This is a genomic window from Actinorectispora metalli (assembly GCF_056323685.1).
In genome coordinates, this window is record NZ_JBREYE010000001.1 from 1,836,240 (window position 1) to 1,849,096 (window position 12,857).

General features: G+C 69.5%; 12 protein-coding genes and 1 pseudogene. 5 read left to right on the plus strand and 8 right to left on the minus strand.

Translation table 11 applies throughout. The annotated features are described in order from the left end of the window. Positions 1-132: 132 nt before the first annotated feature. Entirely contained in the window at positions 133-852 is a 720-nt protein-coding gene (locus tag ACU6XJ_RS08415; RefSeq protein WP_476308272.1) for a uracil-DNA glycosylase, read from the minus strand. 37 nt (positions 853-889) lie between these two features. On the opposite strand from ACU6XJ_RS08415, the gene ACU6XJ_RS08420 reads away from it, so the two are divergent. From ACU6XJ_RS08420 to ACU6XJ_RS08435, 4 genes are all read left to right on the plus strand, one after another. Continuing rightward, entirely contained in the window at positions 890-2,362 is a 1,473-nt protein-coding gene (locus tag ACU6XJ_RS08420) for a S10 family peptidase (protein WP_476308274.1), read from the plus strand. A 64-nt stretch (positions 2,363-2,426) separates the two neighbouring features. Continuing rightward, positions 2,427-3,482, plus strand: a complete 1,056-nt coding sequence (gene moaA / locus ACU6XJ_RS08425; RefSeq protein ID WP_476313863.1) for a GTP 3',8-cyclase MoaA — start codon at positions 2,427-2,429, stop codon at positions 3,480-3,482. Between the two features lie 2 nt (positions 3,483-3,484). Next, positions 3,485-3,739, plus strand: a complete 255-nt coding sequence (locus tag ACU6XJ_RS08430) for a MoaD/ThiS family protein (RefSeq protein WP_476313865.1) — start codon at positions 3,485-3,487, stop codon at positions 3,737-3,739. Positions 3,740-4,448: 709 nt separating this feature from the next. Further along, a complete protein-coding gene (locus ACU6XJ_RS08435) occupies positions 4,449-5,096 on the plus strand; it encodes a transglycosylase family protein (RefSeq protein ID WP_476308276.1) in 648 nt (215 codons plus the stop codon). A gap of 660 nt (positions 5,097-5,756) precedes the next feature. On the opposite strand, the pseudogene ACU6XJ_RS08440 reads toward ACU6XJ_RS08435, so the two are convergent. The 4 genes and pseudogenes from ACU6XJ_RS08440 to ACU6XJ_RS08455 form a co-directional block, all read right to left on the minus strand. Then, positions 5,757-6,660 (minus strand): annotated as a pseudogene (locus ACU6XJ_RS08440) (molybdenum cofactor biosynthesis protein MoaE). Continuing rightward, on the minus strand, positions 6,642-7,118 hold the full coding sequence (gene moaC, locus ACU6XJ_RS08445; RefSeq protein ID WP_476308277.1) for a cyclic pyranopterin monophosphate synthase MoaC: 477 nt from the start codon (positions 7,116-7,118) through the stop codon (positions 6,642-6,644). The pseudogene ACU6XJ_RS08440 and the gene moaC overlap by 19 nt, the downstream one beginning before the upstream one ends. Positions 7,119-7,122: 4 nt before the next feature. Next, positions 7,123-8,520, minus strand: a complete 1,398-nt coding sequence (locus ACU6XJ_RS08450) for an NAD-dependent malic enzyme (protein ID WP_476308279.1) — start codon at positions 8,518-8,520, stop codon at positions 7,123-7,125. A gap of 75 nt (positions 8,521-8,595) precedes the next feature. Further along, positions 8,596-8,775: a hypothetical protein gene (locus ACU6XJ_RS08455; protein WP_476308280.1), complete on the minus strand. Its 180-nt coding sequence runs from the start codon at positions 8,773-8,775 to the stop codon at positions 8,596-8,598. A gap of 107 nt (positions 8,776-8,882) precedes the next feature. Here ACU6XJ_RS08455 and ACU6XJ_RS08460 point away from each other — a divergent pair, with 107 nt between their 5' ends. Continuing rightward, entirely contained in the window at positions 8,883-11,132 is a 2,250-nt protein-coding gene (locus ACU6XJ_RS08460) for a helicase-associated domain-containing protein (protein WP_476308281.1), read from the plus strand. Between the two features lie 41 nt (positions 11,133-11,173). On the opposite strand, the gene ACU6XJ_RS08465 is transcribed toward ACU6XJ_RS08460, so the two are convergent. The 3 genes from ACU6XJ_RS08465 to ACU6XJ_RS08475 are packed head-to-tail and all read right to left on the minus strand — an operon-like array spanning position 11,174 to position 12,855. Beyond that, a complete protein-coding gene (locus tag ACU6XJ_RS08465; RefSeq protein ID WP_476308283.1) occupies positions 11,174-11,776 on the minus strand; it encodes a GTP-binding protein in 603 nt (200 codons plus the stop codon). Further along, a complete protein-coding gene (locus ACU6XJ_RS08470) occupies positions 11,757-12,416 on the minus strand; it encodes a DUF742 domain-containing protein (protein ID WP_476308284.1) in 660 nt (219 codons plus the stop codon). The genes ACU6XJ_RS08465 and ACU6XJ_RS08470 overlap by 20 nt, the downstream gene beginning before the upstream one ends. 19 nt (positions 12,417-12,435) lie before the next feature. After that, a complete protein-coding gene (locus ACU6XJ_RS08475; RefSeq protein WP_476313867.1) occupies positions 12,436-12,855 on the minus strand; it encodes a roadblock/LC7 domain-containing protein in 420 nt (139 codons plus the stop codon). Positions 12,856-12,857 lie beyond the last annotated feature (2 nt).

A 12,857-nucleotide genomic window follows, 5' to 3' on the forward strand; every position in this document is an offset into this window, starting at 1 on the left:
GCTGCCGCGAGCAACACAGCGGCATCAGGGGCGTCTGCTGCCGCGCCGCCACCGTCGGCCGGTTCCCGTTCGATGTTGACCAAGAGCCGACGGTTGTGGTGGAACGCAGCGGGGCAATCGGTCATTTCCCGGTCATAGCAGCCCAGCGGCGGTGCCCGCCTCTGTGAGGACGGCTTCGACCATCGCGGGGGTCAGCCTTCCGGTGAAGGTGTTCTGCTGACTCACGTGGTAGCAGCCGAAGAGTTCGACCGGCGCGTCTTCGCCGTCGAAGTCGATCGTGTACCTGACGCCGTGGCCGAACTTGGGCCGGGGGCGCGGCACCAGGTAGCCGACACTGCTCAGTACCGGCATCAGGGCCTGCCAGCCGAAGGCGCCTAGGACCACTATCGCCCGCGCCTGCGGGCGGAAGAGGGTGAGTTCCCGGCGGAGCCACTGGGAGCAGGTGTCCCGCTCCTCCACCGTCGGCTTGTTCTCCGGGGGCGCGCAGTGGACCGGCGCCGTGATCCGGGTGCCATAGAGACGGAAGTCGTCGTGGCGGTGCTCGGAGACCGGCTTGTTCGCCAGGCCGACCGCATGCAGGGCGGCGTAGAGGACCTCTCCAGAACGGTCGCCGGTGAACATGCGGCCGGTGCGGTTGGCGCCGTGGGCGGCCGGGGCTAGGCCGACTATCAGCAGCCGAGCGTCCGATGGGCCGAAGCCGGGCACCGGTGCACCCCAGTACTCTTGATCACGGAAAGCGCTTCGCTTCACCCTGGCGACCTCCTCCCGCCACGCGACAAGGCGGGGACATGCGCGGCAGGTGATGAGCTGCTCATCCAGAGCACATAGTTCCCGAGCAATATTCACATTCACCTCCCTCTGATCGGTGACACAACCCTAGGGTTTCCTTATGGATGCGAGCGCACAGCAGGAGAATTCGGCGGAGGACGAGACACCGGAGCCGAAGGACGATCTGGTCACCACGTCCCACACCCTGGTCGTCAATGGCCGCGAGCTGAACTACACGGCCACCGCGGGCAGGCTGGTGCTCCGCGAGGAGATCCTCGCCGATGGCAAGTTCGACGGCTACCAGCCCAAGGCCGAGGTGTTCCTTACTTCTTATGTGCTCGCGGGCTGTGACGCCACCACCCGGCCGGTCACCTTCGCCTTCAACGGCGGCCCCGGCTCGGCCAGCGTGTGGCTGCACCTTGGTCTGATGGGACCGCGGCGGGTGGACAGCGGGGACGCGGGCGATTCGGTGCCGCCGCCGTACCGGCTGCTGGACAACGCCGAGACCCTGCTGACCCACAGCGACCTTGTCTTCATCGACCCGGTGTCCACCGGCTACTCCCGCCCGGTGAAGGGCGTCAAGCCCGCCGACTACCACGGCTACGAGCCCGACATCTCCTCCATCGGCGAGATCATCCGGCTGTGGACCTCGCGCAACGGGCGGTGGATGTCGCCGAAGTTCCTCGCGGGCGAGTCCTACGGCACGCTGCGCGCCGCCGCGCTGGCCGAGCACCTCCAGCACCGGTTCGGCTTCTACCTCAACGGGCTGATGCTGATCTCCTCGGTGCTGAACATGGGCACCATCCGCTTCGCCGACGGCAACGACCTGCCCTATCCGCTCTTCCTGCCCACCTACGCGGCCATCGCGCACTACCACGGGCTGCACGGTGACCGGCCGCTGTCCGAGGTGCTCGCCGAGGCCGAGGAGTTCGCCGAGCGGGAGTACCCGTGGCTGCTCGCCAAGGGCAACCGGCTCACCCCGGCGGAGCGGGCGGGGGCGGTGCGGCGGATCGCGGAGCTCACCAAGCTCAGCGAGGACTACGTCGACCGCGTCAACCTGCGGCCCGAGCACGTCCGCTTCTTCACCGAGCTTCTGCGTGACAAGCGCAAGGTGGTCGGCAGGCTGGACGGCCGGTTCACCGGCTGGGAGGCCGACGCCGCGGGTGAGCACTTCACCGAGGACCCCAGCCTCACGGCGATCATCGGGGCGTACTCGGCCGCGCTGAACCACTACGTCACCCAGGAGCTGGAGTACACCAGCGACCTGCCATACGAGGTGCTCACCGACAAGGTGCGGCCGTGGTCCTACAAGGACTTCGAGGGCACCTCGGTGTCGGTGGCGGACAAGCTGGCGCAGGCGATGCGGCACAACCAGCATCTGAGGGTGCACGTCGGCAGCGGCTACCACGACGGCGCCACCCCGTACTTCGCCGCCGAGCACATCCTGGCCTCGCTCCGCATCCCGGCCGAGCTCCGGCGCAACATCGAGGTCCGGTACTACGAGGCGGGCCACATGATGTACGTGCACGAGCCGAGCAGGCTGCGGCAGGCCGCCGACCTGCGGGCTTTCATCGAATCCGCGACCACTGGATGAGACCTAGGTCCTGCGACGGGACCAAAACGTCCGATGGGCGGTTAGCCTTGACAAGGTGACAGCGGTGAACCTCGGCATCCCCGTCGTGCCCGGCGGGGCGCACCCAACGGCCCATGACCGGCCGGCATCGCCGCTGCTCATCGACCGTTTCGGCCGAGTGGCCACCGATCTGCGCGTCTCCCTCACCGACCGGTGCAATCTGCGGTGCTCCTACTGCATGCCCGCCGAGGGCCTGTCCTGGCTACCCGGCGCGAACGTGCTCACCGATGACGAGCTGATCCGACTGATCGGCATCGCGGTGGTCCGGCTCGGTGTCACCGAGGTGCGGTTCACCGGCGGTGAGCCGCTGCTGCGGCCCGGTCTGGAACGGATCATCGCCGAGACCGCGGCGCTGTCGCCCGCCCCGCAGGTTTCGCTGACAACCAATGGCATCGGCCTGGACCGGCGGGCCGCCGGGCTGGCGGCGGCGGGACTGCGGCGGATCAACGTCTCGCTGGACTCGCTGGACCCGGCGACCTTCCGCGAGATCACCCGCCGGGACCGGCTCGCCGATGTGCTGGCCGGGATGGCCGCCGCCCGCGAGGCCGGGCTGAACCCGGTGAAGGTGAACGCGGTGCTGCTGCGCGGCGTCAACGACGATCAGGCTGCCGAGTTGCTGCGCTTCTGTCTGGCAGGCGACTACCAGCTTCGGTTCATCGAGCAGATGCCGCTGGACCCGCAGCACGGCTGGGACCGCGAGCAGATGATCACCGCCGAGGAGATCCTCGCCCTGCTGCGGCAGGAGTTCGAACTGACTCCGCATCCCAGCGAACGCGGCTCGGCTCCCGCCGAGCGGTGGCTGGTGGACGGCGGACCGGGCAGCGTGGGCATCATCGGCTCGGTGACCCGACCGTTCTGCGGGTCCTGCGACCGCACCCGGCTCACCGCGGACGGCTCGATCCGCTCCTGTCTGTTCTCGCACACCGAGACCGATCTGCGCACGCCCTTGCGCACGGGCGCAGAAGATGAGGACATCGCCGCACGGTGGCGGGATGTCATGTGGGCCAAGGGACCGGGGCACGGCATCGGCGGCACCGGCTTCAGCCAGCCGGACCGGCCGATGAGCGCGATCGGAGGGTGAGCTTGTCGTCGGTGAGCGTCCGCTACTTCGCCGGGGCCAGGGCCGCGGCCGGCGTGACCGAGGAGAACGTGCCGGTGCCCGCGGCGGCAACTGTGGCCGCGCTGTTGGAACTGGTGGCCCAACGGCATGGCGCGGCGCTCGGCAACATCATCCCGGCCTGCAGTTTCCTGCTGGACGGGGTGGCGGTGCGGGACCGGTCGACGCCGGTGCCCGCGGGCTCGCAATTGGACGTACTGCCGCCGTTCGCGGGCGGCTGAGCACTGTCCTCTTAGTACTTGGGGTAGGCCAGTGGACGGCGCGGACCCTGTGGCCCACGACGACCCGGTCGCGGAGGGCGGCTGCCTGCGTTGGCCCGCACGGGCCTCGGCTGAAGAGTCGTCTGCTGCACGTCTTCGATTCGACTCGTTCGACCCGAAGATGGCAACCGGTGATCACCTGCGTCACACGTATTGGTGTACGCCGCACCCGATCAGACCAAGACCCAAAACGCCTGTTCGCACGCATTAGTCTGGATGGCTTATTACCTTGCGCCGCCTGGCGGCGAGCTGTTCGGAGGCTCTGCGTTGATCACGGTGGGCTAGGACACGTGCAACACACCTCACAATGAGTGATGGTGAACCCCTGGAAAACGAACCGGTAACGTAGGGGTGAGCAGCCAAAACCGGGGTGATCGGGGCGTCCCCCACCAGTGTTACTGTGATCACGGTCACACAATTCCGGTTTCCGAATCCCCCGATGGTTACGTACCGTCGCTTCCGGTTGGCCTTCGGGCTGATCGCACAACAACGGGAGGCCGCCGCGTCGGAACCTGTCCAGCGGGCTCCCGAAACATCCCCGAGCGAAACCAACTCGGGACAGGTGAGCGGGACCATGCACCACCCGGTGCGTGGAGTGCAGCCCCGCGCGGTCGCTTGCGGCCGCGTGTGGTCGCACGCTCCAATGCAGACGCAGAGGCGAGAGAGAGTCATGGCTCGACATCTCAAGCACCGCACGTCCAGCATTGCGCGCAACGCTGCCCGTCTGCTCCTCGCAGGCGCCGTGGTGAGCGCACCCCTCGCGTTCTCGGCTCCCGCCCAAGCGGTCCCGGGAAGCACCTGGGACAAGCTGGCGCAGTGCGAGAGTGGCGGTAGGTGGAACGCCAACACCGGTAACGGCTACTACGGAGGGTTGCAGTTTAACCCCCGCACGTGGCGCGCTTACGGCGGGGTCGGCATGCCCCATCAGGCCAGCAGGGCTGAGCAGATCGCGGTCGCCGAGCGAACTCTTGCCGGACAGGGTTGGGGCGCATGGCCCGCCTGTTCCCGCAAGCTCGGCCTGCGTGGCGGTGCCACGGGCGCTGCTCCCAAGCCTGCCCCGAAGGCGGTGAAGGTGGCCCCCAAGAAGGCCACCGCGCCGCAGGTCGCCCCCAAGGCGGAGGCCCGCAAGGCCGCTCCGCAGGCTCCGGTGACGCCGAAGAACGGCGCCGACTACACCGTGGTGCCGGGCGACAGCCTGTCGCAGATCGCACAGGCGCAGGGCATCACAGGCGGCTGGCAGGACATTTTCAACCGCAACAAGGATGTCATCCAGGACCCGAACCTGATCTTCCCGGGTCAGCAGCTCGACATCAAGTGAGCTGCCAGCGTTGAGCAGTCCACCATGGACTGACCAAGCGCAGAATCAAGCAGGCTGCCCCTGTCCACACCGGACAGGGGCAGCCTGCGTTCCACAGCCATGAAGACCACCCCCTTCGAGTGGCCTGCTCAAACCCCAATCGCCCCAAACCCGCATCATGTCGCCCCGCGAGCGCATGATGTCGCCCAAGGGGGGAGATCGGGTGGCACCGTCTACGAGTTTCTCGTTGGCACCGTCCACAATCGACCGACTAGGTTCGATTCGGGGGGCGCTCGATCCGGTTTCTCCCCTGGGGCGACATCATGCGCACCGGGGGCGACATCATGTCGACGCGGGACGACATCATGCGGGTTCCGGGAGATCGGTGTCGCGGTGAGAGTTCAGATCTTGCGGTGTGCCGACATGGGTGATCTGCGGTTATGCGCGCTGGATGGCGCTTGCTTGACCGGGTCGTGGTGTGGTCCCAAGCTGGAGCACGTCAGAGGGGGATCTGGACGTGTGGGACCAACGGCAGGCGGCGAACGATCGGCTTGGGCGAGGCGCCTCCGCGCGGGGACGGTCGGCGGACCGATACTCGACGCCGTTGGTCGCTAGGGTCTGGCGTGATGTGATGAGCTTGGTCCCGCGGAAAACCCCGAGCATTCCGCGGGACCGTCCATCTCAGGGGCAGTTGACCCATTCCTCGGTGCCGTCGGAGAAGACCTGGCGCTTCCAGATCGGCAGGCGGTGCTTGACCTCGTCGACCAGTTGGGCGCAGGCGGTGAACGCCTGGCCGCGGTGGTCGGCGGCCACGGCGCAGGCCAGTGCGACATCGCCGATGGCGAGCAGGCCGATCCGGTGGCTGACGGCGAGCGCACGCACTCCCTCGCTGCGGGCCGCGATCTCGGCGGCGACCTCGGTGATCACCTGATCCGCGCTGGGATGGCCCGAGTACTCCAGCTCGCGCACGGTGCGGCCCCCGTCGTGGTCGCGCACCACGCCGCCGAAGGTCACCACGGCACCCGCCGCGCGGTGGCCGACGATGCGGCCCAGTTCCTCGATGTCCAGCGGGGTCTCCACGACCTCCGCACGCAGCACCTCAGCCATGGTCGCCTCCGCGGAGCTGGTCCACGGCGTGGTCGAGGACCTGCGCCAGCACGCCGAGACCGTCGCGAACGCCGCCGGTGGAGCCGGGGAGGTTCACGATCAGGGTGCGGCCTGCCACGCCTGCCAGGCCGCGGGAGAGCACCGAGGTGGGCACCCCGGGGAGCCCGGAGCGCCGGATGGCGTCCGCCAGGCCGGGGATTTCGAAGTCCAGTACCGACCTGGTGGCCTCCGGCGTCCGGTCGGTGGGGCTGATGCCGGTGCCGCCGGTGGTGATCACCACGTTCGCGCCATCGGCGACGGCCGCGCGCAGCGCCTCGGCGACCGGCTCGCCGTCGGGAACGACGACGGGGTCGGGCACGGCAAAGCCGCGTTCGCGGAGCCAGGCGGCGATGACCGGACCGGTGCGGTCGGGGTAGACACCCGCCGCGGCCCGGTTGGATGCCGTCACGACATGTGCGGTCAGCTCGGACGAGTCCATGTGCCGCCCTTTCCGCCGTCCTTGCGTTCGACCCGGACCCCGTCCAGCACGGCCGCGGGGTCCACCGCCTTGATCATGTCGTGCAGCGTGAGCCCGGCGACGGCCACCGCGGTGAGCGCCTCCATCTCCACGCCGGTGCGGTCGGTGGTCTTGACGGTCGCGGTGATCTCGACGGCGTCCTCGGCGAGCACGAGATCCACGACGACACCCGACAGCGCGATCGGATGGCACAGGGGCACCAGGTCGGGTGTCCGCTTGGCTCCCATGATGCCCGCGATCCGCGCGGTGGCCAGTGCGTCGCCCTTGGGCAGGCCGTCCCTGCGCAGCAGCGAGATCACCTCGGCGGTGGTGCGCACCGTCCCGGTCGCGACCGCGCTGCGTGCCGTCGGCTGTTTGCCGGAGACGTCGACCATCCGCGCGGCGCCCGCCGCGTCGACGTGGGTGAGCTCATCGGCCACCTCGTCAGCCTACGGCGGTGCCACGCGCAGCGACCGAGCGGACCGCCTCGGCGACCGCGGGGGCGACCGCCGAGTCGAACACGCTGGGCACGATGAAGGAGGCGTTGAGCTGTTCGGCCTCCACCACGTCGGCCATCGCGTTGGACGCGGCGAGCAGCATGTCGTCGGTGATGGTGTTGGCGTGCGCGTCGAGCAGGCCGCGGAAGACACCGGGGAAGGCCAGCACGTTGTTGATCTGGTTCGGGTAGTCGCTGCGGCCGGTGGCGACCACCGCGGCGTGCTGCTGGGCCTCCAGCGGGTCGATCTCCGGGTCGGGGTTGGCCAGCGCGAACACGATCGGCTTCGCGGCCATCGTCTCGACCTGCTTCGCGCCGAACAGGTTCGGTGCGGACACGCCGATGAAGACGTCGGCGTCGACCAGCGCCTCGTGCAGTCCGCCGGTGAGGCCCTCGGAGTTGGTGAGCGCCGCGATCTGCTTGCGGTTGTCGTCGAGGTCCTCGCGGCCGGGGTGCACGATGCCGCCGATGTCCACGGCGAGGATGTCATTGGGCTGCTTCTTGAGCAGCAGCCGGATGATGGCCGAGCCCGCGGCGCCGACCCCGCAGACCACGATGCGGCAGTCCGCCATGTCCTTGCCGACCACCCGCAGCGCGTTGCGCAGGGCGCCGAGCACCACGATGGCGGTGCCGTGCTGGTCGTCGTGGAAGACCGGGATGTCCAGCTTCTCCCGCAGCCTGGCCTCGATCTCGAAGCAGCGGGGCGCGGCGATGTCCTCCAGGTTGATGCCGCCGTAGACCGGCGCGATCAGCTCCACCGCGCGGATGATCTCCTCGGTGTCCTGGGTGTCCAGGCAGACCGGCCAGGCGTCCACGCCCGCGAACTTCTTGAACAGCGCGGCCTTGCCCTCCATCACCGGCAGCGCGGCGGCCGGGCCGAGGTTGCCGAGGCCCAGCACCGCGGAGCCGTCGGTGACCACGGCGACGGTATTGCGCTTGATGGTGAGGCGGCGGGCGTCCTCGGGGTTGTTGGCGATGGCCATGCAGACCCGGGCGACACCGGGGGTGTAGGCGCGGGAGAGGTCGTCACGGTTGCGGAGCGCGACCTTGGAGTTGACCTCCAGCTTGCCGCCGAGGTGCACCAGGAAGGTGCGGTCGGAGACCTTCCGCACGATGACGCCGTTGAGCTCGCCCAGCGCGTCGGTGATGTCCTTGGCGTGGTCGGCCGAGAGCGTGTTGCAGGTGATGTCGACAACGACCTTCTCGGCGTGCGACTCGACGACGTCGAAGGCGGTGATCACACCGCCGACGCGGCCGACCGCCGAAGTGAGGTCACCGGCGGCACTGGCCGACGGCGGCGCCTCGACACGCACCGTGATCGAATAGCCGGGACCGGGAACCGGCATCGTTGCCTCCTACCCACCGAATGTGCGGAATCGACAGGGTAGTCCGCTGATCGGGCCGGGCAGACGCGCCCTTGGCTAGCGGTTGATCTCGGTCACCGGGTGCTCGTAGGGCAGGCTGGCCGCCTCGAGGGGGAAGGTGAGGTCGCCGTACGGGGACAGCGCGCCCTGGATCGGGCTGGCCAGCTCGCTGACCGGGTGCTCGCCGTCGGGCAGCTGGGGCCAGGTCGGGTCGGTGCGCTCGGTGCGGGCGGCCACGATTCCTCCTCGATATGTCCTCGGACGGGCCAAAGTGTACGTGAGCAGGCTCGCACGCCGGCTGGGACGGCGGTCTCACTTCGCACCGCTTCGGTACCGTGGAGGGGATGCCCGGTACCTCTCTGGCCGACTGGCTGCGCGACCGCGACGAGCTCACGCTCGCCGGACTGCTGCGCGCCCGGCCGGATCTGGCCACCCCGACACCCGCCGACACCAGTGTGCTGGCGACCCGCGCCGGTATCCGGGCGTCGGTGGCCAAGGCCGCCGAGACGTTGGACGCTTTCACCCTCCAGGTGCTGGAGGCACTGGTCGTCGCGGGTGCGGACAAGGCACCGGCCCCACTCGGCTCGGTCGCGAAGCTGCTCGGCCCGGATGTGCCGTCGCCCGCGGTGCGCGCGGCGGTCGGTCGGTTGACGGCGCTGGCCATCGCCTGGGGTGAGGAGGACGCGCTGAGCGTGGTCCCCGCGGCCAGGGAAGCGGTGCCCGCGTTCCCCGGCGGCCTCGGCCGGGAGAGCGCCGACCTGGCGGGCGCCGACCTGCCCGCCGTGCTGGCCGCGTTGCCGGAGGCCGAGCGCAAGGTGCTGGAGGCCTTGGCGGTCGGCCCGCCCATCGGCCGCACCGTGCAGGCCGGGTCGCCGCTGCCGCCCACCGCCGAGCAGAGCCCGATCCAGCGGCTGCTGGCCAAGAAGCTGCTGCTGCGCAGCGACGCCGAGACCGTTGAGCTGCCAGGACAGCTCGGCATCGCGCTGCGCGGCGATCGTCCACTCGGTCCGGTCGAAGTGGACGAGCCTGCGCCTGCCACCGCGGCCAGGGACCAAGCCAGGGTGAACGCCACCGCTGCGGGTGAGGCGCTGGAGTTATTGCGGCACACCGAGATCCTGCTGCACCTGTTCTCGATGGAGCCGCCGCCGGTGCTGCGTTCCGGCGGGCTCGGCGTCCGCGAGCTGCGCAGGCTGGCCAAGGAGTTCGGCGCCGATGAGCGCCGCGCGGCGCTGGTCGCCGAGCTGGCGGCGGGGGCGGGCCTGATCGCGGACAGCGAGATGTCGGAGTCGGAGTGGGTGCCGACGCACCTGGCCGACAGCTGGCTGGGCAATCCGCCGGAGCACCGGTGGGCGACGTTGGCGAAGGCGTGGCTGGAGCTGCCGCGGCTGCCAGGGCTGGCCGGTTCGCGGGATGAGCGGGACCGGCTGCTGGGCGTCCTTTCGGAGGAGCTGCGCCGCCCGCTGGCCGGTCGGGAGCGGATTCGCATCCTGGAGCTGATCGCGGAGCTACCCGAGGGCACGGCCCTGACCGACCCCGGTGACGTGGCGAAGGTGCTGGCCTGGCGGGCGCCCCGACGCGGCGGCAGGCTGCGGGACGAGGTCGTGTCCTGGACCATCGGCGAGGCCACCCAGCTTGGGGTGCTGGCCCTCGGTGCGCTGTCCACGGCGGGCCGGTCACTGTTGGCCGACGGCGCGGTGGGGGCGGCCAAGCACATGGCCGAGGCCATGCCCGATCCCGTCGACCACGTGTTGGTGCAGGCGGACCTGACGGTGGTCGCGCCCGGTCAGCTGGAGCCGGAACTGGCCACTGAGCTGAACCTGGTCGCCGACGTGGAGTCCGCGGGGTCGGCCACCGTGTACCGCATCTCCGAGACCAGCCTGCGGCGCGCGCTGGACGCGGGCCGCAGCGCGTCAGAGCTGCACGAGATGTTCAAAACCCGTTCTCGCACACCGATTCCGCAGTCGCTGAGCTACCTGATCGACGACGTCGCGCGGCGGCACGGTGTGCTTCGCGGCGGCACCGCGGGCTCGTTCCTGCGGTGTGACGACGAAGTGGTGCTGGCCGAGGTGCTGCGCAACCCGGCGGCCGCGCAACTGGAACTGCGCAAGATCGCGCCGTCGGTGCTGGTCAGTCCGCTGCCGCTGATCGAGGTGCTGAACACGTTGCGGGAGGCCGGTTTCGCGCCTGCCGCCGAGGGCCCCGACGGCCAGGTGATGGATCTGCGGCCGGGCGCGCGGCGGATCCTGCCCAAGGTTCGCCAGAACCGACGCGTCACCCCGACCGAGCCGTCGCAGGAGCAGTTGCTCGCGCTGGTGCGGCAGATCCGCGCCGCTGACCGGGCCGCCAGCGCGCCCCGCGGGTCGGCCGTGTCCGGGGCGGGGGTGTCGGCGACGCTGGCGCTGCTGCAGGATGCGGCCAGCGAGCAGCGCACGGTGTGGCTGGGTTTCGTGGACTCGCACGGCGTCGCCACCCAGCGGATCGTCGCACCGATCAGCGTGACCGGCGGTGTGCTGCAAGGCTTCGACCACACCGCGGGCGAACTCCGGCGCTACCCCCTGCACCGCATCAACTCGGCGGCCCTGGTCGAGGACTGACCCCATCAACTCGGCGGCCTCGGGCAGGTACGGATCGCCTGTCAGCCTGCCGGAACGGACATCCAGGTGCGCATCGCGTGTTCCACCAGCGTGATCAGCGCTTGTTTGGTGGATTCGCGGTGGCGGGCGTCGACGGTGATGACCGGTACCGAGTGGTCGATGGTGAGCGCCTCGCGGACGTCTTCCAGCTCGTGGTGGAGCATGCCGTTGAAGCAGTTCACCGCCACCACGTAGGGCAGTTTGCGGTCGTCGAAGAAGTCGATCGAGGCGAACGCGTCGGCGAGCCTGCGGGTGTCGACCAGGACCACCGCGCCGATGGCGCCCTTGACGAGGTCGTCCCACATGAACCAGAAGCGGTGCTGGCCCGGGGTGCCGAACAGGTACAGGATCAGGTCGCTGTCCAGCGACACTCGGCCGAAGTCCATGGCCACCGTGGTGGTGGTCTTGCCGGGCGTGGCGGACAGGTCGTCGACGCCGACGCTGGCCGCGGTCATGACCGCCTCGGTGGTCAGCGGAACGATCTCCGGCACCGAGCCGACGAACGTGGTCTTGCCGACGCCGAACCCGCCGGCGACCACGATCTTTGCCGACGTCGTGGCGTGACGGGTGTCGGGAGTCGTACCACTAGAGCCTGCGAAGCCCACTGAGCACCCTTTCCAGGAACGCGAGAGACGGTCGGTCCCCAACGACCACCCCGCTCTGGTGCACCGACACCAGGCCCATGCCCGCCATATCGCCGATCAGCACCCGCACGACGCCCAGCGGCAGTCGCATGTGTGCGGCGATTTCGGCGACCGAGCGCGTCTCGGTGCACAACCCACAGATCGAACGATGTTCCGGCAGGGCAGCGGCATCGGCCTCCCGGCCGAGCTCGCTGGTGGAGATCAGGGCCTCGATGGCGAGATCGTAGTCGGGACGGGTGCGGCCACCCGTCATCGCATACGGCCGGACCAGCGTGCCCGAGTCGTCCAAGCCTGCCAGCTCGGACTCGGTGAACTCCTGGCTGGCCGCCCGGTAGCGGTCACGCGGGTCCAGCTCGCCCTGCGGCGTGCGGTAGCTCGCCTCGTACTGGCTGTCGTACCCGTCGTAGCCGTCGTCGTAGCCGTCCTGAGCCAGCGAGGCCTGCATGCCGGTGCCGAAGAGCGTGGACGCTGGGCCGCCGAACAGCCCGGCGCCGAGCGCGGGTGTGCGCTCGTCGAACCGCTCGTCGGAATACTGCTTGTAGCGCTCTTCAGGGTAATGATCACCGACGTCCGCGTTCACCACCGGCTGCTCACCCCCCATCTCTGCTCAGGCCAACACATCACCGACGCACCGCTCCCTGGAGTTGAGCGCGAAGCTCCGGCGTCATCTGCTGGCCGACTCGCTCCACCAGCAAGGTCATTTCATAGGCAATCAGACCGATGTCACAGTTCGGCGCCGCCAACACTGCGAGGCAGGAACCGTCGCTGATCGACATCAGGAACAGGTAACCCCGCTCCATCTCCACCACGGTCTGGGTGACATCACCCGCCTCGAAGCAGCGCGCCGCGCCCTTGGTGAGGCTGACCAGGCCCGAGGAGACCGCAGAAAGCTGCTCGGCGCGGTCCCGTGGCAGTCCCTGCGAGCTGGCAAGGAGGAGACCGTCGGCGGAGACCACCACAGCGTGCGCCGCACCGGGCACCCGGCGGACGAAGTCGGTGATCAACCAGCTGAAGCTGCTGCTTGACGACTGGATAGACACGC